Consider the following 25,242-nt stretch of genomic DNA (forward strand, 5'->3'; position numbering starts at 1 on the left):
AACCCGTCCATGGGGGCTTGGCCGCGGCATCCATGCCGCGGACACCCCGCAATCCGACACCGTCCCGCCTTTGGCAGTTTCCCGGTGACGGTTGGATGGGTCCTGGAATCACGCGGGGTCATGGGGTCAGATCCGTTTTCCGTTGGAAAACGGATCTGACCCCAATTGATTTCGTTATCTGACAGAGATTCATCCACGCGTGGCGTGGATCCACAGATCGCGGAAATCTGTCGAAGGCGGGGTGGGTCCGGTTGCGGGGGCGTGAGCGCCATGGATGGCGCGACCGAGCCTTATCTGATCGGAATCTGGCAGCGTAGGCGTCGAGAGCCGGCGTGGGCCGCCGTGCGAGCCTAGATCTCGACGATCCGTAACCAGGATCGCGACGATCGCCATGTAGCTTGGCGCCCACGCCGGAATCTCCCTTGATCCGCCCGAACAGTTGCTGGAGCGACCACTCGAAGCGATAAGACTGGGCAAGCGGGGGAGCTCTCGACCCTTCCAGACTATACGGAGTCAGGTGATGAACGGGATCGGGATTGATGTCAGCAAGCGTCAGCTGGATATCGGTACGACGGACGGAGAAACCCTGCAGGTCGGCAACAACCGCTCCGGGTTTTCTGAACTGGATGTTTGGCTGAAGAAGCGTCCGACCAGCCAGATCGTGCTTGAAGCCACAGGTGGCTATGAGCAGCCTGTGCTGGATTTCCTGCACAAGGCCGGTCATCCGGTGGTCCGTGCCAATGCCTTGCGCGCCCGGAAACTGGCTCAGGGTCTGGGTCAGATTGCCAAAACCGACCGTTTGGATGCCTACGCGTTGGCGCAGATGGCCGCCCTGGTGAAGCTGCCTCCCTATCAGCCGCTGCAGTCTTGGCAGCAGAAGATGCGGGAGTTCGTTCGGGCACGTCGGCAGGCGATGGACGCCCTGACCATCGCGCGGCAGCAGCAGGAAATGGTGCTTGATCGTGAACTGCGCCGACTACTGCAAGGCAACATCACCCGCCTACAAACGTTGGTTGAGCGTCTGGGCAAGCAGATCGTCGAGCAGGTTGGTCAGCAGCCTCAACTGAAGATGCTGAAGTCGATGAAGGGCGTAGGGCCTGTGCTGCAGGCAGTTCTAGCCAGCTATCTGCCAGAGCTTGGCAGGATCACTGGCAAGCGCATCGCCAGCCTGGTCGGGGTAGCCCCGATGTCCCACGACAGCGGCACGATGAGAGGAAAACGAAGCATCCACGGTGGAAGAGCCGAAATCCGGCAAGTGCTCTACATGGCGGCAATGTCGGCCATGCGGCATGAACCTCGGCTGCGCGATTTTTACCAGTCGCTACGAGCCCGCGGCAAGGAAGGCAAGGTGGCCATCGTGGCAGTGATGCGGAAGATGCTGGTCATCCTCAACGCCCGTGTGCGCGACGCTGAAAGCGGGCTAGTCCCCGCCTGAGGCGAGCCAGGGCGAAAGACCAAAGGCTGCCGGCCAGCGGCCGGCACTACCGTGCCCGTTTACCTGACGGGCCTGAGACTCTCCAGCAACACAGTTGCTACATGGACGTATTTACGGCGTCCCCCGCAACCGGACCCACCCCGACTCCCCGCAGGAAACCGGCTTTTGCTGTTGCTTCGGCTTCGGCAGGTGCAGGGCGCAGCCCTGCCGAACACCCCCTCTCATGCTGCGCCGCAGAATGCATTCGGCTGAACCTGCATGCTCTACTTGAATCGATCTAAATCCACGGTCTGGTGGGTCGGGCGTCATTCCAGGGGGAGCTTTCAGCCAGTCATGGCGGGGCTCAGCGGAACGGTGCCGGACGGCCCCGGCCGTCTGCCTCCGCGTCATCGACTACAGGAACCCGACATGCGTCCAGTGCCGTCCGCTCCCGCCGTCCCATTGTCTTTGCGCCCGCTGGCGCGCCTGGCCTGCCTGCTCGCACTTTCGGCGTCGCCGATGCTGCTGCAGGCCGCGCCGGCCGCGCTGGAGCGCGAGGTCAATACCTTCATAGGCAGCAAGGACGACGGCAACACGTTCCCGGGTGCGTCGGCACCGTTCGGCCTGATCCAGGTCAGCCCGATCGGCAGCCACTATTCGGGTTGGCGCTACGACGACGAGAAAATCCGCGGCTTCGGTCATTCGTTCATCTCCGGCGCCGGTTGCTGGGAGCAGGGTGGGCAGGTGTCGGTGCTGCCGGTCACCGGGTCGATCGGTCCGGGTGGCGATTTCGATACCGGCAACGCGAAGGAGTTCGACCACAAGGCCTATGCCGCGTCCTACACCCACGACGGCGAGGTCGGCCAGGCCGGCTACTACAAGGTGCGGCTGACCAGCTACGGCGGCATCGATGCCGAGACCACCGCGCGTACGCGTGCCGCCGCCGAGCGCTACACCTTCAGCCAGCGCCAGGGCGATGGCCACGTGCTGGTCAATGTCGGCCAGGCCAACGAGCGCCACTCGGTGATCGGCAGCGTGGTCGATGTGGTCGGCGACCGCGTGGTGGAAGGCAAGCTGGTCACCAAGAGTTTCTGCGGCGGCCATCAGTACACCACCTGGTTCCGCATCGAGTTCGACCGCCCTTTCAAGGCGCATGGCACCTGGGGTGAGGGCGGTGGCCTGCCGGGTGCGCGCCACAGCATGGAAGGCGAGCAGAAGCCGAACGGTGCCTGGCTCAGCTTCGACCTGGCCAAGGGCCAGTCGGTGACGGCGGTCAGCGCGATCTCGCATGTGGATGCCGAAGGCGCGCGCATCAATCTGCGCGCGGACGGCATGCAGGGTGGGGCGCTGCTCGGCTTCGACCGCATGCGCGCACTGTCCCAGCAGTCCTGGCGCGAGCAGCTGGGTCGGGTGCGTGTGCAGGGCGGTACGTCTGATGACCGCACTGTGTTCTACAGTGCGGCCTACCACGCGCTGCTGCAGCCGATGACCGGCAACGATGCCGACGGCCGCTATCGCGGCTATGACGATGGTATCCACCGCGCCGATGGCTGGACCTACTACGAGTACTTCTCGTTGTGGGATACCTACCGCGCGCAGAACCAGTGGCTGGCGCTGACCCGCCCGGACGTGGCGCGTGACATCGGCCGCACCCTGCTGGCGATCGACGAGCAGGGGGGCTGGCTGCCGCGCTGGGGCTATGCCAACTTCGAGACCAACATCATGACCGGCGATCCGGTCACGCCGTTCATGGTCGACCTGTGGCGCTTCGGTGCGCTCAAGGGCCGTGAATCGCAGGCGTGGGATGCGCTGCGCCGCAACGCGTTCGGCACGCCGCCGCTGAACTCGCGGATGGCCGGCCGTTCCGGTAACCCGACCTACCTGGACAAGGGCTACGTGGTCTACGACCGCGCGTTCCCGTCCAAGGGCATGGACGTCGATCCGCACCACGGCGGCTCGGCCACGTTGGAATATGCGCTGGCCGACTGTGCGCTCTCGCAGATGGCCGATGGCCTGGGCCACGCGCAGGACGCGGCGACGCTGCGTGAGCGCGGCCGCAACTGGCGCAAGGTGTGGGACCCGCAGGTGCGTGACGCCGAGACCGGCTTCACCGGTTTCCCGCGCCCGCGTACCGAGGACGGCCAGTGGTACACGCCGGCCGATGGCCACTACAGCCCGCGCTCGCACCATGGTTTCCATGAAGGCACGGCGTGGCAGTACCAGTGGCTGGCGCAGCAGGACGTGCCGGGCCTGGTCGAAGCGATGGACGGCCGCGAACAGGCCGGCCGCCGCCTCGATGCGTTCTTCGCGATGGACGCGCTGCAGGCCGATCCGCTCAATGCCGCCCGCAAGGAGTGGGTGGTCGGGCCGTACAGCTATTACAACCAGTTCCGCTACAACCCGAACAACGAGCCGGACCTCCACTCGCCGTGGCTGTACACGCTGATCGGCCAGCCGTGGAAGACCGCCGCCGTGGTGCGCGCCGCGCAGCAGTTGTTCACCAATGCGCCCAACGGCGTGACCGGCAACGATGACCTCGGCACGATGTCGGCCTGGTACCTGTTCAGTGCCATCGGTGTGTATCCGGCGGTGCCGGGCAGCGGCCAGTTCCTGCTGCACACCCCGCGTTTCAGCAAGGTGGAAGTGGACATGGGCAATGGCCGCACGCTGCGCATCGACGCGCCGGGCGCCGATGGCCGCCGCCTGCAGTACGTGCAGGGCGTGCAGGTCGATGGCCAGGTGCATGCACCGGTGTGGCTGGACTGGAACCGCCTGCAGCAGGGCCCGCGCCTGCAGTTCGCACTCGATGCGAAGGCGCCGGAGCAGGGCTGGGGCACGGCGGTGAAGGACCTGCCGGTATCCTGGTGCGCGGCACCGGGCAGCCAGCTGCGCTGAGACGGACTGTGCCGTTCGCGGTCACCCAGCGAACGGCACGGCACGACAGGGCCCTGATCCATTAGGCTTGAGCCTCCAGCGGAGTCCGGGAAGACGATGAACGACAACGGCAGCAGCAGTCCCAGCAAGCGCGCCGGCAAGGCGGTGACGGTGACCGACATCGCGCGTGCCATCGGCGTGTCACGGGCAACCGTGTCGCTGGTGCTGCGCGGCAGCCCGCTGGTCAACGTCGATACCCGCGCCAAGGTCGAGGCCGAACTGCGCCGCCAGCGCTATGTCTACAACCGCGCGGCGGCCAATCTGCGTCGCCGTACCTCGTCGAGCATCGCGCTGGTGATCAACGATCTGTCCAACCCGTTCTTCGCCGAATTCGCTTCGGGCGTGGACGAGGCGCTCGGCGGGCGTGGCTACGTAACCCTGCTGGGCAGTACGGGTGAATCGCCGGAGCGCCAGCAGGCGGTGCTTTCGACACTGATGGAACACACCCCGGCCGGCCTGATCCTGTCGCCGGCCGAAGGCAGTGACACTGCGCAGCTGCGCCAGGCGCTGGGCGCCAATGCCAACGTACTGCTGTTCAACCGCGAACTGGAAGGGGCCGACTGGGACTTCCTGACCCTGGACAACCAGCACGGCGCCTACCTGGCCACGCGCCACTTGATCGAGCGCGGCCATCGCCAGATCGCCTTCTTCGGTGGCCACGCCGCGTCCAGTTCGTGCCACCAGCGCCGTGCCGGTTTCCAGCAGGCGCTGGCCGAGGCTGGGCTGTCGTTGCCGCCGGGTTGGATGATCGAGTCGGCGCCGAACCGCCTGGAAGCTGCGGCGCGCACCGATGAGCTGTTTGCCGACGGACATCGCCCGAGTGCAGCGGTCTGCTACAACGACACCGTCGCGCTGGGCCTGATGCTGGGCTTGAATTCTCGTGGCATCCGTCCGGGCGGTGACTTTGCCGTTACCGGATTCGATGATATTTCCGAGGCATCTGTCGCGGTGCCGCCGTTGACCACGCTCACCGCCGACCCGCGCGAGCGTGGCCGGCAAGCTGCCGCGTTGCTGCTGCAACGACTGGACGAGCCGGACGCGCCGCCACGGCGCACGGTCGCACCGGTGCAGCTGCGCATCCGCGAAAGCAGTGCCGCACGACCGAACTGATTTCCTTCCTACACCCCTTCCACGCAACAACGACCTTCCGCGCATCGAGGCGCGTACCGCATGCCGATCTCCGCAACGCCCCGTCCATCGGGTTCCTCGGGCAACGCACCTGCCGTCACCAACGGCAAGGCGCTGGCTGTCGTCACCACGATCTTCTTCATGTGGGGCTTCCTGACCTGCCTCAATGACATCCTGATCCCGCACCTGAAGGCGGTGTTCGAGCTGAACTATGCCAAGGCGATGCTGGTGCAGTTCACCTTCTTCGGCACCTATTTCCTGATGTCGCTGCCAGCGGGTCGGCTGGTGGCGGCGCTGGGTTACAAGAAGGGCATCGTTGCCGGTCTGGTGATCGCTGGTATCGGCGCGCTGGGCTTCTGGCCGGCGGCCGAGCTGCGCGTGTACGGCGCCTTCCTCGGCGCGCTGTTCGTGCTGGCCACTGGCATTACCGTGCTGCAGGTCGCTGCCAACCCCTACGTTGCGCTGCTGGGTCCGGAGCAGACCAGCTCCAGCCGCCTGACCCTGGCGCAGGCGCTGAACTCGCTGGGCACGGCCATTGCGCCGATTTTCGGCGGCATGCTGATCCTGTCCAACACGGTCAAGAGCGCCGATGAACTGAACGCGCTGCCGGCCGCCGAACAGCTGGCCTACCGCGCCGCCGAGGCGCAGGCCGTGCAGGGCCCGTACGTGGGCCTGGCAGTGGCGCTGGTGCTGCTGGCGCTGTTCGTGTTCCTGTTCCGCCTGCCGGCGCTGAGCGACGCCACCGAGCAGGCCGACCAGGGCCACCACCACAGCTATCTGGATGCGCTGCGCAAGCGCCACCTGTTGCTGGGTGTGCTGGGCATCTTCTTCTACGTCGGCGCCGAAGTGTCGATCGGCAGCTTCCTGGTCAACTATCTGTCGATGCCGAGCATCGGCGGCTTCAGCGAACAGGAAGCCACGCACTACGTGTCGGCCTACTGGACGATGGCGATGATCGGCCGCTTTGCGGGCTCGGCGCTGCTGGCGCGCTTCTCGCCCAGCCGTCTGCTGGCGATCTTCGCGCTGGTCAACGTGGGCCTGCTGGCCACGACCATGCTGACCTCCGGCAACGTCGCGCTGTACTCGGTGGTGGCGATCGGCCTGTTCAACTCGATCATGTTCCCGACCATCTTCGCGCTGAGCATCGAGCGCCTGGGCCCGCTGACCAACAAGGGTTCCAGCCTGCTGATCATGGCCATCGTCGGCGGTGCCGTGGTGCCGTACCTGCAGGGCGTGCTGGCCGACCACATCGGCGTGCAGGCCAGCTTCATCCTGCCGCTGCTGTGCTACGGCTACATCATTTTCTACGGACTGGTCGGCGCGCGTACGCCGGCTTCCGCAACGCAGGGAGGCTGAGTCCGGAATGGGTGCCATTGTCTGCTTCGGCGAAATTTTGATCGATCTACTAGCGCAACCGCCGGCCTCGGCCGATACTCCGCGCGCGTTCCTGCAGTACGCCGGTGGTGCACCGGCGAACGTCGCGGTGGCGGCTGCACGGCTGGGTGCAGAGACCCAGTTCGTCGGCATGCTCGGCCGCGACATGTTCGGTGACTTCCTCGCCGACAGCCTGGTCGAGCACGGCGTGGGCACGGATTACATCGTGCGCACCGACGCCGCCAAGACCGCGCTGGCCTTCGTCGCGCTGGATGCCAGTGGCGAGCGCAGCTTCAGCTTCTACCGCCCGCCGGCGGCTGACCTGCTGTTCCGTGACAACGATTTCCAGGCCGCGTGCCTCGACAGCGCGCAGTGCTTCCACGTCTGTTCCAACAGCTTGACTGAACCGGCCATCGCCGAGGCGACCTTCGCCGGCATGGACCGCGCCCGCGCCGCCGGTGCGGTGGTCAGCCTCGACCTCAACCTGCGTCCGGCCCTGTGGCCGGCGAACGAGGATCCGACGCCGAGGCTGTGGCAGGCACTGGAACGTGCCGACCTGGTCAAGCTCTCGCGCGAGGAACTGGACTACCTGGCAGCACCGCTCGGCGATGACGGAGAGGCGCTGGTGCTACGTCGCCTGCTGGCCGCGCAGGCGCGCTGGGTGATCGTCACCGATGGCGCGGCCACGCTGCACTGGTACACCCGCGACAACCACGGCACGGTCACCAGTTTCCGCGTGGCCACGGTCGATACCACGGCCGCCGGTGATGCCTTCGTCGGTGGCGTGCTGGTCGGCCTGCTGGAGCGGGGCGGGGCGGGCGCTGGTTTCGCCGCGTTCTGCCAGGACCCGGAGGCGATCGCCGCCACGCTGCGCTTCGGCGCCGCCGTGGGTGCGCTGGCGGTTACCCGCAAGGGCGCGTTCGCCGCGATGCCCTCGCTCGATGAAGTGCAGCAGCTGCTGCAGGCACAGGACATTCCCGCATGAGCACCTCGCCCGATTTCCGTTCGCCCGCGTTCCTGCGCGCGCACATCGCCGACACGATGGCGTTCTACCACCCGCGCTGCATCGACCCGAAGGGTGGCTTCTTCCATTATTTCCGCGACGACGGTAGCATCTACGATGCCAGCCACCGCCACCTGGTGAGCAGCACCCGTTTCGTCTTCAACTATGCGATGGCCTACCGTGAATTCGGCAATGCCGAGTACCGCGAGGCGGTCGAGCATGGCGTGCGCTACCTGCGCGAGGTGCACCGTAACCCGGCCACCGGCGGCTATGCCTGGACCCTGCGCGACGGCAAGGTCGAGGACGACATGAACCACTGCTACGGCGTGGCGTTCGTGCTGCTGGCCTACAGCTGCGCACTGAAAGCCGGTGTCGAGCAGGCCCGCGAGTGGATGGATGAGACCTGGCAGCTGCTGGAAGCACGCTTCTGGGAGCCGCAGCACGGCCTGTACAAGGACGAGGCTGACGGCCAGTGGAACTTCACCGGCTACCGTGGCCAGAACGCCAACATGCACATGTGCGAGGCGATGCTGGCCGCGTTCGAGGCCAGTGGCGAGCAGCGCTATGTCGAGCGCGCGCTGCAGCTGGCCGACAACATGACCCGCCGCCAGGCCGCCAAGGCCGGTGGCCTGGTCTGGGAGCATTACGATTCCAACTGGGAAATCGACTGGGACTACAACCTGGACGACCCCAAGCACCTGTTCCGCCCATGGGGCTTCCAGCCGGGGCATCAGACCGAGTGGGCCAAGCTGCTGCTGATCCTCGATCGCCACGTGCAGGCCGACTGGCTGGTGCCGACCGCGCAGCATCTGTTCGACGTGGCCGTAGCGCGCAGCTGGGACGACGCCCGGGGCGGCCTGTATTACGGCTTCGCACCGGAATCGCGCCGGCAGCCCGGCATGGACGGCGCACCGATCGGTGGCGACAGCTTCGTCTGCGACGACGACAAGTACTTCTGGGTGCAGGCCGAAACGCTGGCCACCGCCGCGCTGATGGCCAAGCGTACCGGCGACGACCGCTACTGGCAGTGGTACGACCGCTTCTGGGCGTACTCCTGGGAGCATTTCGTCGATCACCAGTACGGTGCCTGGTTCCGCATCCTCGATGCGGACAACCGCAAGTACAGCGACGAGAAGAGCCCGGCTGGCAAGGTCGATTACCACACCATGGGCGCGTGCTACGAAGTGTTGAACGTCGTGCGTTGAGGCGCGTGTCGCCGTACGCATGATGAATCGGAATCGGTAGCGCCGGGCCGCGCCGCGCCGCGCCTCGGTCCGGGCGCCGGGATGATGAACGCATCGCCATGCGCGCGGAGCCAGCCGCAGGCAATGGACACTCGCTTTGGCCTTCAGCAGAGAAACAGGAGTATCACGTGCATCGCCTTTCCCTCGTTGTCCGTCTGCTCCTGCTGCTGATCGCAGCGTCGGCCTTCCCGGCAGCTGCAGCGCCTCTGCAGGCACAGTGGCAGTTCCGCATGCTGCCCGGCGACGCGCAGGGCGCCGCGCGTCCAGGCCTGCAGCAATGGCGGGCGGCGAAGGTGCCGGGCAGCGTGCACACCGACCTGCTGGCGCATGGGCTGATCCGCGATCCGTACGTCGGTGCGCCTGAGGCCGAGCTGCAATGGATCGGCCTGGCTGATTGGGAGTACCGCGCCCGCTTCGACGTGGATGCGGCGACGCTGGCCAAGCCCAATGCCGAGCTGCGCTTCGATGGGCTGGACACCTACGCCGAAGTCAGTCTCAACGGCAAGCCGCTGCTGCGTGCAGACAATGCGCACCGTACCTGGACCGCGCGCGTGGAAGGGCGTCTGCGGGCGAAAGGCAATGAACTGCAGATCGTGTTCCGCTCGCCGATTCGCACCCTGCTGCCGGGCGTGCAGGCGATGCCGCACAAGATCGCCGGCAATTACCCGTCGCCGTATGGCGATGAACCGAAGGACGCGATGGTCGGCAACTTCGCGCGCAAGCCGGCCTACCACTTCGGTTGGGACTGGGGCCCGCGCTATGTCACTGCCGGGGTCTGGCGCGGCGTCGATCTGCAGGCCTGGGATGCGCACCGGCTGACAGATCTGGCGGTGCGCACCGATGCATTGAACGCGGAGCAGGCGAAGCTGGCAGTGCTGCTGCAGGTGGAGCAGGGTGCTGCGGCGGGTTCGGCCGTGGTCAATGTGTATGTACATGATCCGGAAGGCCGCAGCGTGGCCCAGAAGCAGCGCACGGTTCTGCTGAAGCCCGGCCAGAACAGTGTTGAACTACCGATTGAACTGGCGGAACCGAAGCGTTGGTGGCCGGTCGGCCACGGTGCACAGGACCGCTACACCGTGCAGGCTCGCCTGGACGGCGGCGCAGATACAACGCTGGCCCGCGAGCAGCGTATCGGCCTGCGCACGGTCGAACTGCGTCGCGAGGAAGACGGTAAGGGCGGGCAGGGCTTTGCTTTCGTCATCAACGGCGTGGAGATCTTCGCCAAGGGCGCCAACGTCATTCCGTTCGATGCCTTCCCCGCACGGGTCGATGCCGCACGCCTGCGCCAGGTGCTGACCGCCGCGCGCGACGCCAACATGAACATGCTGCGCAACTGGGGCGGCGGCTACTACGAGGACGATGCGTTCTTCGACATCGCCGATGAGCTGGGCCTGCTGGTCTGGCAGGACTTCATGTTCGGTGGTGGCATGCAGCCGGGCTACGATCAGGCGTTCCGCGCCAGCGTGGTGGCCGAGGCGCGCGACAACGTACGCCGCCTGCGCCATCACCCCAGCATCGTGCTGTGGTGTGGCAACAACGAGGAAGAGACCGCCTGGAAGGACTGGGGCCACGGCCGCGACCTGAAGGCGGCCGACCCGGCGTTTGCAGCGAGGGTCTGGCAGGGCTACGTCGACCTGTTCGGCAACGACCTGCGCCAGGTGGTGGGCGAGGAGGGGTTGGGCGTGCCGTACTGGTCCAGCTCGCCCAGCAATGATCTGGATGAGAAGGCCAACGACTCGACCCGCGGCGACAAGCACTACTGGCAGGTCTGGGGCAATCCAGCGCTGCCGGTGCAGGCCTACCTGCGTGAGACGCCGCGCTTCATGTCCGAATACGGACTGCAGGCGTGGCCGTCGGTGGCGACGGTGGACCAGATCGCCACCCGCGCCGAGCAGCGCATCGACAGCCCGGTAATCCGCGCGCACCAGAAATTCATGGCCGGCGAGGGCAACAGCCGCCTGCTGCACTACATCGAACTGGGCTACGGCACGCCGAAGGACTTCGAGGACTTCGTCTACCTGAGCCAGGTGATGCAGGCCGATGGCATCGCGCTGGCGGCGCTGCATCATCGCGCCTCGCGGCCGTACACGATGGGCTCGCTGTACTGGCAGCTCAACGACGTCTGGCCAGGTGCTTCATGGTCCAGCGTGGACTACTTCGGTCGCTGGAAGGCGCTGCACTTCGCCGCGCGGCGCTTCTTTGCGCCGGTGACGGTGGCGGCGTTGCGCGATGAGGGCAGCACGCGGGTGCGCCTGATCAACGACGGTGCCGCGCTGGATGCAAGCTGGCGGTTGCGGGTGATGGATGTAGACGGCAAGGTGCTGCGTCGTCGCGAGGACGCGGTGACGCTGGCCGCTGCCGGTGTCACCTCGATCGGTGATTTCCGCGATGCCGAATTGTTGGCCGGTGCCGACCCGAAGCGCACCATTGCGGTGTTCGAGCTGCTGCAGGAAGGCAGGGTGAGCGCGCGACAGGTGCTTGGCTTCGTAGAGGCCAAGGATCAGATCCTGCCGCGGCAGAAGCTCAAGGCCAGCCTGTCCATTGAAGGCGACCACTATCGTCTGCGATTGGAAAGCGCGGCCTACGTGCGTTCGGCGTGGATCGACTTCGGTGCATTGGACGTGCAGGTGGAAGACAACCTGCTCGACCTGCTGCCCGGCGAAACCCGCGACATTGCGGTTCGCGGCCCGGTGGACCTGGTGACCCTGCGCGAAGCGCTGAAGATGAAGTCCCTCAACGATCGTTGAGGGCGGCGCATCCTGATCTGGTAGGTGCCAACCTTGGTTGGCACACCCGGAACATGCCAACCAAGGTTGGCATCTACCAGAAGCGCGGCCCGGCCGCCCGGTGGGTGCGGACCGTTGGTCCGCGCACCTGTTTACAGCTGGATCTGCTGGAAATTCTCGACGCGCTCGTGGCCGTTGGCGGCCTGGCCGGTGCGCGGCAGCGGGTAGTCATCCAGGCGATCGATCAGGCGGGTCTGCAACCCGGCTTCGCGGGCGGCATCCAGTTCTTCCACCACATCCGACAGGAACAGGATCTCGCCGGCCGGCACGTCGATGGCCTGCACGATGCGGCGGTAGCTGTCGGCCTCGCGCTTGCCGCCGATCTCGGTATCGAACCAGCCCGACACCAGCGGGCTGAGGTCACCGGCATCGCTGAAGCCGAAGAACAGCTTCTGCGCCGGCACCGAGCCGGAGGAATACACATACAGCGGCAGGCCGGAGGCGTGCCAGCCCTTCAGCACCGGCGCCACTTCCGGGTAGAAGTGCGCGGTGTAGTCGCCGCGGCGGTAACCTTCGTCCCAGATCAGGCCCTGCAGCGCCTTCAGTGCAGTGTGCTTGCGGTCCTGGTCGATCCAGCCCTGCAGCGTCTCGGCTACCAGGCTGTCCTGGCAGGCGCCGCCGATCTCGGTGGCCACCGCATCCAGCCAACGGCGGACTTCCGGCTGCTGGCCGTGCTCGGCGACGAACGCGGGCAGCGCCTTGCGGGCATAGGGGAACAGCACGTTCTTGACGAACGAGATGCTGCTGGTGGTGCCTTCGATGTCGGTCAGGATGACGCGGGGCTGCATGGATCAGGACGCCTGGGTAGGTACGTAACGGGGGAACTTCTGCGCGATGTCGGTGCCGGTGAAGTGGCCGACCCAGCCGTCCGGCTCGGTGAAGAAGCGGATCGCCACGAAGCTGGGCTCATCGCCCATGTCGAACCAGTGGGTGGTGCCGTCGGGCACGGCGATCAGGTCGTCCTTCACGCACTCGATCTCATAGACCTTGTCACCCACGTGCAGGGTGAACAGGCCGGAGCCTGCGACGAAGAAGCGCACCTCGTCTTCCTTGTGGAAGTGTTCGTCGAGGAACTTCCTGCGCAGCTCGGCGCGGTTCGGGTTGTCCGGGGCGATCGAGGCCACGTCCACGCTCTTGAAGCCGCGCTCGGCCACCAGGCGGTCGATGTCGGCGCGGTAAGCGGCGAACACTTCCTCCTGGCTGGCGCCCGGCGCGACCGGCGCGGTGGCCTGCCAGCGCTCGAAGGTGACGCCGATCTTCTGCAGCTCGGCAGCGATGACCGCGCCGTCCTGGGTATCCAGCAGCGGCGATTCGGGGCGGGTGTCGTCGTAGATGCGCAGTCGGCTCATGGCGGCAGCTTGAACGTCTCGGGGGGAAGACAGGGTAGCAGGGTGGGGGCAGGGCGCAGATTCCGGATCGGCATCTGCACCTGCGCGCGGGTTCAGCCGCGCAGCTTGCGCAGTTCCAGCTCGCAGTGGAACAGGAACTCGAAGGCTTCCAGGTGGCGGCGCGCTTCGGCCATGTCGCGGCCCCAGGCATACAGGCCGTGCCCGTCGATCAGGTAGCCCCACAGGTTCTGCCGGTCGAGCAGGTCATCGACCTGCTTCGAAAGCACGTTCATGTCCTGGGTGTTGGCGAACACCGGAATGTCGATGGCCATTTCATGGGTGCTGTTGCCGGCGAAGGCCTTCAGCAGCTCGTAGCCTTCGACCCGGATGTGGCCCTGCGGCGCGTACAGGCGCGAGGCAATGGTCTGCACCGGCGAGTGGGTGTGCAGCACGCAGCCGATCTCGGGGAAGCGACGGTACAACTGGGTGTGCAGCAGGGTCTCGGCAGACGGGCGCAGCGGGCGGCCGACGGCCTGGCCGTCGAAGTCCACCACCATGATGTCGTCCTCGATCAGCCGCCCCTTGTCCTTGCCGGACACGGTGATCGCGGCGTGGCGGTCGTCCAGGCGGTGGGAGAAGTTGCTGCTGGTGGCCGGGGTCCAGCCGGCGTGGGCCAGCTCGCGGACGTTGTCGATCAGCAGCTGGGCCAGTTCGCTCAGGCGCGCGGTGTCGTACGGGAAGGTGGGGGCGTTCATGCGGGCGATTTTACTGGATTCGGCCAACGGCTGAGCCCCTCGTGGCTGGCGTCAGAAGCAGATTCCGTGGGTTGGCCGGTTGGGTGGGCTGCGCAGGGGACGCCGTGAACCCGTCCATGGGGGCTTGGCCGCGGCATCCATGCCGCGGACACCCCTGCGCAGCCCACCCAGCCGGCCACGGACAGGTTCCGTGCGCGCCAGCCACGGAGTGAAGAAGGAAAAGCGAAAAGCGGGTCGCGGCGCTGCGCTTGCTCGGAGCCGAGCATGGCTCGGCTCTACAGGGAATTCATCTCCCAGACGCAATTCATCCACGCATGGCGTGGATTTACCGGACGCGCAGGGAGAGTGTCAGGGGGGGGGAGGCATGGGTTCGCGGGGGTGTCCGCGGCATGGATGCCGCGGCCAAGCCTCCAGGGATGGATTCACGGCGTCCCCCGCGAACCCATGCCTCCCCGCCAAACCCTCAACCCAGCTGTTGCCGTTGCTCCGGCTCCAGCGGGTGCAGGGCCGCAGGCCCTGCAATACAAAAAAACCTACTGACCCCGCAGGCGGCTGTGTCTGAAGCCGTAGCAGAAATAGATCACGAAGCCGACGAATGTCCACACGCCCATCAGCATCCAGTTGTGCATCGTCATCGCCGACAGCAGGGCAAGGCAACTCAGCACGCCCAGGCTGCAGATCAGCCATGCCATCGGCATGCGGAACGGACGCGGCAGGTCCGGCTGGGTGCGGCGCAGGATCAGCACGCCCGCGCACACCGCCGCGAACGCGATCAGCGTGCCCATCGAGGTCAGTTCACCGAGGATGTCCAGCGGGAACAGCGCCGCCAGCAGGGCGATGCCGATGCCGGTGATCACGGTGTTGATGTGCGGGGTGCGGTACTTCGGGTGGATCTTGGTGAACACCGGCGGCAGCAGGCCGTCGCGGCCCATGATCATGAAGATGCGCGGCTGGCCGATGATCATCACCAGCACCACCGAGGACAGGCCCACCAGGGCGCCTACCTCGACCACCCAGCGCAACCAGCCCAGCTGCGGATGCGCGGCCACCGCGGTCACCACCGGCTCGTCGGTGCCCAGCAGCTGGAACGGCACCAGGCCGGTCATCACTGCGGCCATCGCGATGTACAGCACGGTGCAGATCACCAGCGACAGCATCATGCCGAACGGCATGTCGCGCTGCGGGTTCTTCGACTCCTGCGCCGCCACCGATACCGCCTCGAAACCGATGTAGGCGAAGAACACCATCGCCGCGCCGCGCAGCACGCCTTCCATGCCGTACTTGCCGGGGCCTTCGTTGGCCGGAATGAACGGGGTCCAGTTGCTGGTGTCCACGTACTTCCAGCCCACCACGATGACCAGCACGATCAGGCCGGTCTTGAGCACGACCATCGCCATGTTCATCGCCGAGGACTTGCTGATGCCGACGTAGCACAGCCAGGTCAGCAGCAGCACCAGTGCGGCGGCGGGCAGGTTGGCGATCGCCCCGGTCGGGCGCAGCTGCGCGTCGAGTGGCGCGCTGACCAGCGCCGCCGGTAGATGGATGTCGAACTGGCTGAGCAGGCTGAGGAAATAGCCGGTCCAGCTGACCGCTACCGCCGAGGCCGAGACACCATATTCGAGCACCAGCATCCAGCCGATGAACCAGGCTGAGAGCTCGCCGAAGGTGGCGTAGGTGTAGGTGTAGGCGCTGCCGGAGACCGGCACCATCGAGGCGAACTCGGCGTACGCCAGCGCGCAGAAGGCGCAGCAGATCGCGGCCAGCACGAAGGACAGCATGATGGCCGGGCCGGCGTGGTTGGCGGCGGCCTGGCCGGTGATGACGAAGATGCCGCCGCCGATCACCGCGCCGATGCCGAGGGCGGTCAGGCCCCAGGGGCCGAGGTGGCGGCGCAGGCTCAGGCCGTTGGCGTCTTCATGGGCGGCATGCGGGTGCTTGGTGGCCCACAGTTGCTTGAACATGTGTGGTGGTCTTGTCGAAGCGCGCCGCAACGGGCGCGCGGGGAAAACGGACGGGCCGGCGCGAGGCCGGCCCGTAGGCGGATCAGGAGGACTTGGCCAGCTTGCTGTTGCGGATGCCGTAGCCCAGGTAGATCAGCAGGCCGAGCAGGGTCCAACCGACGAACAGGTGCCAATGCACCACGAACGCCTGCCAGAACAGGAACAGGCAGGTAGCCGCGCCGAGCGGGCAGATGATCCACACCGCCGGCACGCGGAACGGGCGGTGCAGGTCCGGCTTGGAATAGCGCAGCACCAGCACGCCGATGCAGACCGTGGCGAAGGCCAGCAGGGTGCCCATCGACACCAGTTCACCCAGCACGTTCAGCGGCACCATGCCGGCCAGTGCCGCGGCGATCACGCCGACCACGATGGTGGCGACGTACGGGGTGCGGAAGCGGGCGTGGACCCTGCCGAAGAACTTCGGCAGCAGGCCGTCGCGGGAGATGGTGTAGGCGATGCGGGTCTGGCCCATCATCATCACCAGCACCACCGAGGACAGGCCGGCGATGGCGCCGATCTCGACCAGGGTCTTCAGCCAGGACAGGGTCGGGTAGGGTTCCAGCGCGGTGGCCACCGGCTTGTCGGTGCCCAGCAGGTGGTACGGCATCATGCCGGTCAGCACCGCACAGACGATGATGTAGACGATGGTGCACACCGCCAGCGAGCCGAGCAGGCCGATCGGCATGTTGCGCTGCGGGTCCTTGGTTTCGCCGGCGGCGGTGGAGACCGCATCGAAGCCGATGTAGGCGAAGAACACGATGGTGGCCGCACGGAACACACCGCTCCAGCCGAACTCACCCGCCACGCCGGTGTTTTCCGGGATGAACGGCTGCCAGTTGGCCGGGTCGATGTGGGCCGCGCCGATGCCGATGAACAGGCAGATGACGGTGACCTTGATCGCCACGATGATCGCGTTGACGAAGGCCGACTGGGTCACGCCCACGTACAGCAGGCCGGACACCGCCGCCACGATCAGTACTGCCGGCAGGTTGAACAGCTTGCCCGAGGCGATGAACTCGCTGCCGGTCCAGGCGATCGGGGCTGCGCTGAGCGCATCCGGGAACGGCATGTGCAGCGTGGTGGTGATGAAGCTGATCAGGTATGCCGACCAGCCCACCGCGACCGAGGCCGAGGCGAACAGGTATTCCAGTACCAGGCACCAGCCGATGAACCAGGCCATGCCCTCGCCGAGGGTGGCGTAGGAGTAGGAGTAGGCGCTGCCGGAGACCGGCATCATCGCCGCGAATTCGGCGTAGCACAGGCCCGCCAGGGCGCAGGCGAAACCGGCGATCACGAACGACAGCATCACTGCCGGGCCAGCGTGGTTGGCCGCAGCCTGGCCGGTCAGCACGAAGATACCTGCGCCGATCACCGCACCCACGCCAAGCAGGATGAGGTGTTTAGCCGTGAGGGTCCGTTTCAACGTGGCTTCGCCGTCCAGGCTGCCTTCGATGGGTTCGCCAGCATCGACGTGCCCGGCCGGTTCAACCGGCTTGACCCTCAACAGAGCTTTCAGCATGCAGTACTTCCTAGTGATCGGATTGGGTGGGCCGCCGATACGTTGCCGGCAACCCTGGAATGGTGAAGGCCGCGCGAACGGCCCGCTGTACCTTAGCCAAAGCTGAAGCCAACGCACAAGCGCAATCGCAACAATGAACGGCGATAATGAGCAGTATTTTTCCAGACCGCCCCCATTCATGCGCCAGACCGCCGAAACCCTTGCCGTGCTTGACGATCGCCTGCGCGACCTGCTGCGGGACTACGCCCGCCGTGAGCCCGCCCACGACGCACTGGCTGCCGAATTCGGCACATTGCTGGATGATCCGGAAGACCCGTTCCGGCGTGAACGGCTGGCCGGCCACTTCACCGCCAGCTGCTGGCTGGTCAGTGCCGATGGCCAGCGCCTGCTGCTGACCCATCACCGCAAGCTGCAGCGCTGGCTGCAGCTGGGCGGCCACGCCGACGGCGACCGCGACCTGGCCCAGGTGGCGCTGAAGGAAGCCGAGGAGGAGTCGGGCCTGAGCGGCCTGGTACTGGAAGACCCGGCCATCTTCGATCTGGACAAGCATTGGATTCCGGAGCGCAAGGACGTGCCGGGGCACTGGCACTACGACGTGCGTTTCGTGATCCGGGCGCTGGGTGGCGAGGCCTTCGTGCTCAGCGAGGAGTCACTCGACCTGGCCTGGCGGCCGGTGACCGAAGTCGCGGCCGATCCGGAATCGGACGAGTCCATGCAGCGCATGGCGCGCCGGTGGTTGGCGCGTTGATGCATTCCGCCGGGCACGGCCCGGCGCTACCGTCATCGTGCGGCACGGGACAATGCCCGGCGAATCAGAACGTGCGGGTAGCGCCGGGCCATGCCCGGCGACGCCTCAGTCAATACAGCTCGGTCAATACAGAATGCGCGTCCGCAGCGTGCCCGGAATCGCGGCCAGCTCGTCGCGCACCGCAGCAGCCTGTTCCTCGCTGGCAGTGATGTCGATCACCACGTAGCCCACCTTCGGGTCGGTGCGCAGGAACTGGCCGTCGATGTTGACGTTGTGGCGCGAGAAGATCTCGTTGACCTTGGACAGCACGCCCGGCACGTTCTGGTGGATGTGCAGCAGGCGCAGGCTGTCTTCGTGTTCGGGCAGGGTCACTTCCGGGAAGTTGACCGCCGACAGGGTGCTGCCGTTGTCGCTGTAGCGCACCAGCTTGGCCGCCACCTCCACGCCGATGTTGTCCTGCGCCTCCAGCGTGCTGCCGCCCACGTGCGGGGTCAGGATCACATTGTCGTGGCGGGTCAGCGGCGATTCGAAGATATCGCCATTGCCCTTCGGCTCGACCGGGAACACGTCCAGCGCGGCACCGCCGACGTGGCCGCTGGCCAGCGCCGCGTCCAGCGCATCGATGTCGACCACGGTGCCGCGCGCGGCGTTGATCAGGTGCGCGCCCTTGCGCATCTTCGCCAGCTCGGTGCTGCCGATCATCCACTGCGTGGCCGGGGTCTCCGGCACGTGCAGGGTGACGATGTCGGCGCGGGCCAGCAGGTCGTCCAGGCTGGCCGCAGCACGCGCATTGCCCAGCGCCAGCTTGGTTTCCACGTCGTTGAAGATCACCTGCATGCCCAGCGATTCGGCCAGCACGCCGACCTGGGTGCCGATGTGGCCATAGCCGATGATGCCCAGGGTCTTGCCACGCACCTCATGGCTGCCGCTGGCCGACTTCGACCAGCCGCCGCGATGGCACTCGGCATTCTTCTGCGGAATGCCACGGGTCAGCATGATCGCCTCGGCAATCACCAGCTCGGCCACGCTGCGGGTGTTCGAATAGGGCGCGTTGAACACCGGGATGCCGGCCAGCTCGGCCGCGTCCAGGTCGACCTGGTTGGTGCCGATGCAGAAGCAGCCCACCGCGATCAGGCGCTTGGCCTCGGCCAGCACCTCGGCGCTGAGCTGGGTGCGCGAGCGGATGCCGACGATGTGCGCCTCGGCGATGCGCGCCTTCAGTTCGTCCTCGGGCAGCGCCTTGGTGTGCGCCTCGATCTGGCTGTAGCCGGCGGCGCTGAACACCTCCACGGCGGTCTGGCTGACCCCCTCCAGCAACAGCACGCGGATATCCTGCTTGGGGAACGAGGTCTTCTTCGGCGACATGGGGCGACACGGCCAGTGGGACAGGGGCTGACCACTATGCCAGATCGAAGCGCCCATGGTGCAGTGCGCAATTGGTTGCATCCGTAGCTATCTGCAGCGCGGCGGGGCTGGACGCTGGCGCGTGCCGCTGGCACGCTTGCCCGTTCTTCACGCCCCGCGCTGGACCGTCATGACCGATTCCCGCATTGCCTCGCTGCAGCAGGCCTGTCCCGGCCTGAAGCTGAAGACCGACCCGGCCGACCTGGAGCATTACGGGCGCGACTGGACCCGGCGCTGGACGCCGGCGCCGCTGGCGATCGCACTGCCGGCCACGGTCGAGGAAGTGCAGGCGGTGATGCGCTGGAGCGCAGGCGAGGGCGTGGCCGTGGTGCCGTCCGGTGGCCGCACCGGCCTCTCGGGTGGCGCGGTGGCCGCCAACGGCGAGCTGGTGCTCAGCCTGGAACGGATGAACAAAGCACTGGCCTACGACGCGGTCGATCGCACCCTGGTGGTGCAGGCCGGCATGCCGCTGGAGGCCGTGCACAACGCCGCGCTGGATCACGGCCTGATCTACCCGGTGGATTTCGCCGCGCGCGGGTCCTGCTCGATCGGCGGCAACATCGCTACCAATGCCGGTGGCATCCGCGTGATCCGCTACGGCAACACCCGCGAGTGGATCGCCGGGCTGAAAGTGGTCACGGCTGATGGCGAGTTGCTGGAGCTCAACAAGGGCCTGATCAAGAACTCCAGCGGCTACGACTTCCGCCAGCTGCTGATCGGCTCGGAAGGCACGCTGGGCGTGATCGTCGAAGCCACGGTGAAATTGACCGATCCGCCGCCGGCCAGCAATGTGATGCTGCTGGCCGTGCCCAGCTTTGAAGTTCTGATGCAGGTGTTCGCCGCGTTCCGCGCGCGCCTGCAGCTGCAGGCCTTCGAATTCTTCACCGACCGGGCGCTGGAGCACGTGCTGGCGCATGGCGCGCAGGCACCGTTCGACGAGGTGCATCCGTACTACGTGGTCACCGAGTTCGCCGCGGGCGACGAGGCCCAGGAAGCGGCTGCGATGGCCGCGTTCGAGGACTGCATGGGTAATGGCTGGGTCAGCGATGGCGTGATCAGTGCCAGCGACGCGCAGGCCGCGCAGCTGTGGCGCCTGCGCGAAGGCATCACTGAGTCGCTTGCCCGTTACAAGCCCTACAAGAACGATGTTTCGGTGCGGATCTCGTCGATGCCGGCGTTCCTGGCCGAGACCCAGGCGCTGATCGGGCAGGCCTATCCGCATTTCGACGTGGTCTGGTTCGGCCACATCGGTGACGGCAATCTGCACATCAATGTGCTCAAGCCGGACGACACCAGCGACGCTGATTTCGTGGCGCAATGCGAGCACGTAACCAAGCTGTTGGCGCAGGTGCTGGCCCGCTTCGATGGCAGCATCTCGGCCGAGCACGGTATCGGTCTGGTCAAGAAGGGCTACCTGGACAGCACCCGCGGCCCGGCCGAGATCGCGCTGATGAAGGCGGTCAAACGCGCGTTCGATCCCCAAGCGCGGCTGAATCCCGGCAAGCTGTTCGACGTTTGAGTCGGGCAAATCCTTCACGCACCCGTTACGCTCCACGCTTCCTAACAACCGGCTTCGAACCGATGACCCGTCCGCTTCTGCTGCTCGCCCTGCTGTCCCTGCCGCTGGCCGGCTCCGCTTCCAGCTTCGCCGGCACGTCGGCCGGTTCGGCCACGGGTGCTTCCTCCGGTTCCTCGGGCAGCAGCTCGGGTGACGACAAGGTGGTGCTGGCTGCACGCGACGATGCCGCTGCGTTCGTCGCAAGCGACGGCCAGATCCGTGGTGCCCGCCTGCAGGCGGCGCTGGTCCACCTGCGTGAGCAGAGCACTGCCGCACAGCAGCAGAGCGATCTGGAACTGGCCCGCACCCTGTTGGCACGTTGATCCGGGCCGCATGACACCCGTGTTGAATGCCGCCGGGCATCGCCCGGCGCCACCGAAACGCGGGTGGCTTGTCGCATTGGCGTGGCTGGGCATTCCCGCGGCATATGCCGCTGACCGCCTGCAGCTGGACCCCGCCGGCCTCGACCCGGCGCAGCAGCAGCTCGCCCGCCAGACCCTGGCCGATGTGCAGTCGCTGTTGCCGGAAGGCCTGCTGCACGCCTTGCCTGCGCAGGTGCGGGTGGCCTGGCGCGATGACCTGCCGGCCGACGTGCACGGCCGAACCTTCGACGGACGCATCGCGCTGCGACGAGGGTTGCTGGACGACGGCATGCCCGGCGCCCGCCGTGCGCGCCGCAGCGCGCTGGTGCATGAACTGACCCATGTCGCCGACCGTGGCGGTGCGAACTGGTCGCGCACTGCGCGTTGGCGGGACCTGGCTGGGTGGCAGCGCAAGCCGTGGCACTTCGGCCGCGGCGACAACGACTTCCGTGACCGCAGTCCGGATGCCTATGAACTGAAGAGTCCGGCCGAGTACCTGGCGGTGAACGCCGAGCATTTCGTGCTCGACAGTGAATTCGCCTGCCGGCGACCGGCACTGGCGCAGTGGTACCAGGCGCATTTTGGAACGCCGCCTTCGTTGCCGCAGCCGCATTGCGCTACGACACTGCCGTTGCTGCAGGCCGAACCGGAAGAGGGCGCGGCGTCGTTGCTGCGACTCGACCCGGCACGCGTCTACGCGGTGGACTACCTGTTTGCCGAAGGCAGCGCGCAGCCGATGAGCCGCTGGGGCCACAGCATGCTGCGGCTGGTGATCTGCCGGCCGGGCCGGGAGCCGGGGCCGGATTGCCGGTTGGACCTGGAGTACCACCGGGTACTGTCGTTCCGTGCGTTCGTCGGTGACGTGCAGATTTCCAACTGGCGTGGGCTGACCGGCGGTTATCCCTCGCGGCTGTTCGTGCTGCCGCTGCAGCAGGTGGTGGACGAATACACCAAGGTTGAGCTGCGTGGGTTGCAATCGCTGCCATTGCAGTTGGAGCGCAGCGAGATCGCCAGCCTGCTCGAGCGCACCGCACAGGTGCACTGGAGCTACGACGGACGCTACTACTTCGTCAGCAACAACTGCGCGGTGGAAACCGCAAAGCTGCTGCAGGCCGGCGTGCCGAGGCTGGGCGAGGCCGGGCTGGCCCAGCTCAGCCCGCGTGGCCTGAAGCGCCGGCTGGCACGGCTGCAGATGCTCGACGAACAGGTGCTGGTCGATCGCGGCGCGGCGCAGGCGCAGGGCTATTACTTCGCCTCGGCGCGTGATCACTACCAGCAGTTGTTCGGCGTGGCGGCAGCCCAGCTGGCATTGCCCGCACGCGATGTACGCGGCTGGTTGAAGCTGCCTGCACAGCAACGGGCACCGTGGTTGCTGAAGGGCGACCTGCGCGCCAGCGCCGGCCTGCTGCTGCTGGAACAGGCCGCACAGCGGCGTGCCGAGCTGCGCGCACGTGACGTGCTCAAGCGCCGGTTGCTGGCCGCGCCCGACAGCGCAGAAACCCGCAGCCTGCGTGGGCTGCTTGAGCAGAGCGGGCAATGGCTGCGCCCGGGCACCCTGCTGCGGGACGCTGGCTACGGGCTGCCGTTGGCCGACGAACAGGCGGTGCTGACCGAGGCCGTGTCCACCGCCAGCGCACAGGCAGTACCGGCGTGGCAGGCGCTGCGCGTGCAGCTGCGTCAGCGGCTGCCGGTGAAGCAACGCGATGAGATGGATGCGATCGATGCCAATCTGGCCGCACTGGGTTCACACCTGCGCACGCAGGCAGCCAGTCCGGCTATTGACGCGGCAGTTCGATGACGAAACGGCTGCCGCCGGCACTGCCCGGCGAGCAGTAGACGCGGCCGCCGTGCGCGTCTGCGATGGCCTTGACCACCGCCAGACCCAGTCCGCTGCCGCCGCCCTGGCGTGAGCGCGAGCCATCGGCGCGCATGAACGGGGTGAAGATATCGGCGTGCAAGGCCGGGTCGATGCCCGGGCCCTCGTCCTCGATCGCCACCTGCACATGGCCGGGCGTGTCGTGCACGGCAATCCGCACCTTGCCCGGGCTGGCGTAGCGGCGGGCATTCTCCAGCAATGCCAGCAATGCCTGGCGCAACCGGGTCGGATCGCAATGGGCGGTGTGCTCTTCGCGGCTGGTTTCCAGTTCCAGCACGAAGCCGGCGGCGCGGAACTGGGGGTCGACCAGGGTCATCACCGAATGCACCTCGGCCACCACATCGGTGCGCGCACGGCGTACATCCAGCCGTGCGTTGTCGGACAGGCTCAGCACGCGCAGATCTTCGATCAAGCGCGACAGGCCTTCGACCTGGGCAAGCAGGCTGCGGAACTGGGATTCGTCCGGCTGGAAGACTCCTTCGGCCAACCCTTGCAGGCGGCCGCGAAGGATCGTCACCGGTGTGCGCAGTTCATGGGCGATGGCCGCATGCCACATCGCACGCTCGCTCTCCACGTGCTGCAGCCGCCGCGCCATGGCGTTGAAGTCCTCGACCAGGGTCGCCACTTCGCCCGGTGAGTTCTCTTCGACGCTGGCGCGCGCACCCAGATCGCCGCCGGCCAGCGCGCGCACGCTGTCCACCAGCGAATTCAACGGTGACAGGATGCGGTGGGCGAGGCGGAACGAGGCGGCGATGGCCAGTGCCAGGCCGGTCAGGATCACGCCGACCATCCATGCCAGTTCAGGGCCGGTCGGCAGCCAGCTTTCCGGCTCCTCGGTAGTGCCGGGGAAAAATTCGACCAGCACTGCATACAGCAGCCACGACGACAGGATCATCATCACGATGACGCCGATCACCATCAGCGACATCGAGACGATGATGTGGCGGCTGAGCCCGGAGCGGCGCAGGCGGGCCATCAGCGGTCGGCCATCAACCGGTAGCCGACGCCACGCACGCTGGCCGGCACATTGACCATGCCCACTTCATCCAGCTTGCGGCGCAGCTTGCTGACATGGCTGTCGACCGTGCGCTCCAGTGCCTCGCTTTCCGGCAGGCATTCATGCATCAGTTCGCTGCGGCTGAAGATGCGGGTCGGCGCCAGCGCCATGCAGTGCAGCAGCTTGAACTCGGTGAGCGTGAGCAGCACTTCGTGGCTGTAGCCTTCGCCCTCCACGTGCACGGCATGGGTGGCCGAGTCGATCAGCAGCGGGCCCGCCCGCAGCGCGGTCGGGGCGTCCACGCGCGAGGCGCGCAACGTACGCCGCAGCACGGCGCGCACGCGCGCCGCCACTTCGGCCGGATTGAATGGTTTGACCACGTAGTCATCAGCGCCCATGCGCAGTGCGGTCAGCTTGTCCAGGTCCTGGTCCAGTGCGGTCAGCATGATCACCGGCGTCTCGCCGCGCTGGCGCAGCTGGGTCAACACGCTCCATCCATCCAGGCGCGGCAGCTGCACGTCGAGCAGGACCAGGTCGGGGCGGGCGCTGCGATGCAGGTCCAGTGCGCTGTGGCCGTCGGCGGCGCGCAGCGTACGCAGTCCTTCGCGTTCCAGATAGGCGGTAAGAATGTCGGCGATCTCGGCCTCATCCTCGACGATCAGGACGAGGGCGGCGAGGGCAGGGGAGGCTTGCATGCAGGGGCGGGGCCTTAAGGTGCTTGCCTCCATCGTATCTCCACAGTTCCTCCATCGAAACCCCATCATCGCCACGCAGACTGCACGCTTCAGAACCTATCAGCCGCTTGCGCGGCA

19 protein-coding genes are annotated in these 25,242 nt (G+C 66.8%); 11 read left to right on the forward strand and 8 right to left on the reverse strand.

The genetic code is table 11. From position 1 onward, the window contains the following. The first annotated feature begins 520 nt into the window (after positions 1-520). From AC3ITW_RS09750 to AC3ITW_RS09780, 7 genes are all read left to right on the forward strand, one after another. Complete coding sequence (locus AC3ITW_RS09750; RefSeq protein ID WP_489389826.1) at positions 521-1,435, forward strand: IS110 family RNA-guided transposase; 915 nt, start codon at positions 521-523, stop codon at positions 1,433-1,435. A gap of 408 nt (positions 1,436-1,843) precedes the next feature. Further along, entirely contained in the window at positions 1,844-4,309 is a 2,466-nt protein-coding gene (locus AC3ITW_RS09755; RefSeq protein WP_489390286.1) for a GH92 family glycosyl hydrolase, read from the forward strand. Positions 4,310-4,405: 96 nt separating this feature from the next. Further along, positions 4,406-5,458: a LacI family DNA-binding transcriptional regulator gene (locus tag AC3ITW_RS09760; RefSeq protein ID WP_012510898.1), complete on the forward strand. Its 1,053-nt coding sequence runs from the start codon at positions 4,406-4,408 to the stop codon at positions 5,456-5,458. Positions 5,459-5,518: 60 nt separating this feature from the next. Further along, positions 5,519-6,832 carry an L-fucose:H+ symporter permease gene (fucP, locus tag AC3ITW_RS09765; RefSeq protein WP_012510899.1) on the forward strand — a complete coding sequence of 438 codons (1,314 nt, stop codon included), beginning with the start codon at positions 5,519-5,521 and terminating at the stop codon, positions 6,830-6,832. A 7-nt stretch (positions 6,833-6,839) separates the two neighbouring features. Further along, on the forward strand, positions 6,840-7,835 hold the full coding sequence (locus AC3ITW_RS09770) for a carbohydrate kinase family protein (RefSeq protein WP_012510900.1): 996 nt from the start codon (positions 6,840-6,842) through the stop codon (positions 7,833-7,835). Beyond that, on the forward strand, positions 7,832-9,058 hold the full coding sequence (locus AC3ITW_RS09775; protein ID WP_065723189.1) for an AGE family epimerase/isomerase: 1,227 nt from the start codon (positions 7,832-7,834) through the stop codon (positions 9,056-9,058). The genes AC3ITW_RS09770 and AC3ITW_RS09775 overlap by 4 nt, the downstream gene beginning before the upstream one ends. Before the next feature lie 167 nt (positions 9,059-9,225). Next, positions 9,226-11,844 carry a beta-mannosidase gene (locus tag AC3ITW_RS09780; protein ID WP_100434548.1) on the forward strand — a complete coding sequence of 873 codons (2,619 nt, stop codon included), beginning with the start codon at positions 9,226-9,228 and terminating at the stop codon, positions 11,842-11,844. A 131-nt stretch (positions 11,845-11,975) separates the two neighbouring features. Here AC3ITW_RS09780 and mtnC read toward each other — a convergent pair whose 3' ends face one another. The 5 genes from mtnC to AC3ITW_RS09805 form a co-directional block, all read right to left on the reverse strand. After that, entirely contained in the window at positions 11,976-12,671 is a 696-nt protein-coding gene (gene mtnC / locus AC3ITW_RS09785; RefSeq protein WP_012510902.1) for an acireductone synthase, read from the reverse strand. A gap of 3 nt (positions 12,672-12,674) precedes the next feature. Then, entirely contained in the window at positions 12,675-13,232 is a 558-nt protein-coding gene (locus AC3ITW_RS09790; protein WP_100434549.1) for a 1,2-dihydroxy-3-keto-5-methylthiopentene dioxygenase, read from the reverse strand. Between the two features lie 92 nt (positions 13,233-13,324). After that, positions 13,325-13,966: a methylthioribulose 1-phosphate dehydratase gene (locus tag AC3ITW_RS09795; protein ID WP_100434550.1), complete on the reverse strand. Its 642-nt coding sequence runs from the start codon at positions 13,964-13,966 to the stop codon at positions 13,325-13,327. Between the two features lie 533 nt (positions 13,967-14,499). Beyond that, on the reverse strand, positions 14,500-15,927 hold the full coding sequence (locus AC3ITW_RS09800; protein WP_075674591.1) for an amino acid permease: 1,428 nt from the start codon (positions 15,925-15,927) through the stop codon (positions 14,500-14,502). 82 nt (positions 15,928-16,009) lie between these two features. Beyond that, a complete protein-coding gene (locus AC3ITW_RS09805; protein WP_100468328.1) occupies positions 16,010-17,485 on the reverse strand; it encodes an amino acid permease in 1,476 nt (491 codons plus the stop codon). A 133-nt stretch (positions 17,486-17,618) separates the two neighbouring features. Between AC3ITW_RS09805 and AC3ITW_RS09810 the strand changes: the two genes are divergently transcribed. After that, on the forward strand, positions 17,619-18,233 hold the full coding sequence (locus AC3ITW_RS09810) for an NUDIX hydrolase (RefSeq protein ID WP_024958329.1): 615 nt from the start codon (positions 17,619-17,621) through the stop codon (positions 18,231-18,233). Between the two features lie 123 nt (positions 18,234-18,356). On the opposite strand, the gene serA is transcribed toward AC3ITW_RS09810, so the two are convergent. Next, positions 18,357-19,598 carry a phosphoglycerate dehydrogenase gene (gene serA, locus AC3ITW_RS09815; RefSeq protein ID WP_100468329.1) on the reverse strand — a complete coding sequence of 414 codons (1,242 nt, stop codon included), beginning with the start codon at positions 19,596-19,598 and terminating at the stop codon, positions 18,357-18,359. 169 nt (positions 19,599-19,767) lie between these two features. Between serA and AC3ITW_RS09820 the strand changes: the two genes are divergently transcribed. The 3 genes from AC3ITW_RS09820 to AC3ITW_RS09830 all read left to right on the forward strand — a co-directional run bounded on the left by AC3ITW_RS09820 (position 19,768) and on the right by AC3ITW_RS09830 (position 23,355). Further along, the gene (locus tag AC3ITW_RS09820; RefSeq protein ID WP_032128778.1) at positions 19,768-21,156 is read left to right on the forward strand and encodes an FAD-binding oxidoreductase; all 1,389 of its coding nucleotides are present in this window, start codon (positions 19,768-19,770) and stop codon (positions 21,154-21,156) included. 62 nt (positions 21,157-21,218) lie between these two features. Then, positions 21,219-21,518: a DUF2388 domain-containing protein gene (locus AC3ITW_RS09825; protein WP_032969966.1), complete on the forward strand. Its 300-nt coding sequence runs from the start codon at positions 21,219-21,221 to the stop codon at positions 21,516-21,518. Positions 21,519-21,528: 10 nt separating this feature from the next. Beyond that, positions 21,529-23,355, forward strand: a complete 1,827-nt coding sequence (locus AC3ITW_RS09830; RefSeq protein WP_489390287.1) for a DUF7844 domain-containing protein — start codon at positions 21,529-21,531, stop codon at positions 23,353-23,355. Here the strand turns inward: AC3ITW_RS09830 and AC3ITW_RS09835 are convergent. Both AC3ITW_RS09835 and AC3ITW_RS09840 read right to left on the reverse strand, forming a co-directional pair. After that, positions 23,333-24,409 (reverse strand): ATP-binding protein, encoded by a 1,077-nt coding sequence (locus tag AC3ITW_RS09835; RefSeq protein WP_006363825.1) that lies wholly within the window; start codon positions 24,407-24,409, stop codon positions 23,333-23,335. The two genes, AC3ITW_RS09830 and AC3ITW_RS09835, sit on opposite strands and share 23 nt — an antisense overlap. Next, entirely contained in the window at positions 24,409-25,125 is a 717-nt protein-coding gene (locus AC3ITW_RS09840) for a response regulator (protein WP_489390288.1), read from the reverse strand. Before AC3ITW_RS09840 ends, AC3ITW_RS09835 begins: the two co-directional genes overlap by 1 nt. Positions 25,126-25,242: the final 117 nt, after the last annotated feature.

It is taken from the genome of Stenotrophomonas sp. KH_052 (assembly GCF_057838755.1).